Annotated in this window: 2 protein-coding genes; one reads left to right on the top strand and one right to left on the bottom strand. The window is 70.0% G+C overall.

The annotated features are described in order from the left end of the window. Window positions 1–101 precede the first annotated feature (101 nt). Entirely contained in the window at window positions 102–356 is a 255-nt protein-coding gene (locus PROKR_RS02710) for a hypothetical protein (RefSeq protein WP_036959382.1), read from the bottom strand. A gap of 593 nt (window positions 357–949) precedes the next feature. Between PROKR_RS02710 and PROKR_RS32305 the strand changes: the two genes are divergently transcribed. After that, window positions 950–1,345 carry a hypothetical protein gene (locus PROKR_RS32305; protein ID WP_169736299.1) on the top strand — a complete coding sequence of 132 codons (396 nt, stop codon included), beginning with the start codon at window positions 950–952 and terminating at the stop codon, window positions 1,343–1,345. Window positions 1,346–1,395 lie beyond the last annotated feature (50 nt).

The following is a 1,395-nucleotide window of genomic DNA, read 5'->3' as shown; positions in this document are numbered from 1 at the left end:
GCCTCGTAGGCGTCGCGGTCCGGTCGGTGTCGTAGAGGGCCCTGATCTGGGCGGGGGTGTCGCTCATGGTGTGCTCCTTGGGGTATGTAGGAGGCGGGCGGTCAGTACAGGTAGCGGTCGGCGAGCCAGAAGATCAGGACGGCGAGCGGGATGCCGCCCACCACGACGCCCACGGCGAAGGCCAGGACGTCGAGGGCGAGGGTAGCGAGCGCGCGGGCTAGGCGGCGGAGCATGGTCAGGCGACCCACGGGGCCCATCTTGGCCTGCATGGCGTCCATGCGGCCGAACGGCGGCTGGTGGGCCTTCTGCACCATCGAGTGGCGGCCCTTGGCCGTGCCGCAGATTGCGGCGGCCATCTTCTCGTTGACCTCCGCCCGCAGGGGAGGGCCTGGCCCGTGCGAGCGGCGAACGCCTTGCAGTGCTTGCAGGCGCACTCGACGGTGACGGTCGGGATGTCCGTGCGGGGCTCGTTGCCCATGGTGTCCTCCTGGTCAGTTGGGCCGGTTCCTCCGGCCATGGCACCAGCGTAGCCACGCAAGGGCACTTGCGCAACCCTCAGGGTGTAGAAGGTGTAGAAGTTGTAGGTCTCCCTGGTTACCCCTCAAGAAAGTAGTTCTTGAAGAAGTAACTAGAGAGAGGTACACCTTCTACACCTTCTACACCATCGGGGGCCTCCGGCCTCTCGCCCGGCGTCAGTCGTCTATCTGCCCGGCGAGGTAGTCGGGCTCGGCCTCCGCTCGGTGCACCTTCTGATCGATAGGCAGGCGGCCCGGTTCGACCACCCCAGGGCCCGACCCGGAGGAGGAGCGAGGTCCGGTCCTCCTCGTCGGCTCGTTCCCAGACCTGAGCGAAGGTCTCGCCGGTCGGGACCTCTTCGGTCACGGTCGCGGTCGGGAGGGCCTCAGCATCGCGGAGGGCGGCCTTGGCGCGACGGTAGGCGCGATAGGTGGTGTCCTCGTCCTCGTCGGTGACGGCGGCATCCTGGGCAGCTCGGGGCAGCGTCGAGGCGGAGGCGGGCAAGCGCGACGGCTTCGTCTCGGACGGCGGTCGAGTCAGTCGTCACGCGCTCGAAGACGGGCAGCCGGCCGAAGCGGCGGAGGAACTCGGCCTCGACGTAGCGGTCGGCGTTGACGCGGATGACGGAGGCGGCGGGCTGGCCGGGCTCATGCCGGACGCCGCGGCACCGGTAGGTGGCGTGGGCCGGGTTGGCCGCGGCCTGGAAGTAGAGCCGCTCGCCGCACACGCCGCACTCGTAGGCGCGGCCGTGGCCCTCGGTCCGGGATCGGTGCGGCTTCGTCGGCCGGGCAAGGTGGCCCTGGAGCTTGCGCCACTCGGGGCAGGCTGAAGACGGCCATGTCGGGGTCGAGCCGGACGCCGTCGGACGTGGCGTCGAGG

Origin of the sequence: Promicromonospora kroppenstedtii DSM 19349 (assembly GCF_000515355.1) — a bacterium.
Taxonomy (GTDB): domain Bacteria; phylum Actinomycetota; class Actinomycetes; order Actinomycetales; family Cellulomonadaceae; genus Promicromonospora; species Promicromonospora kroppenstedtii.
This window is presented reverse-complemented; position numbering and strand designations above follow the sequence as displayed.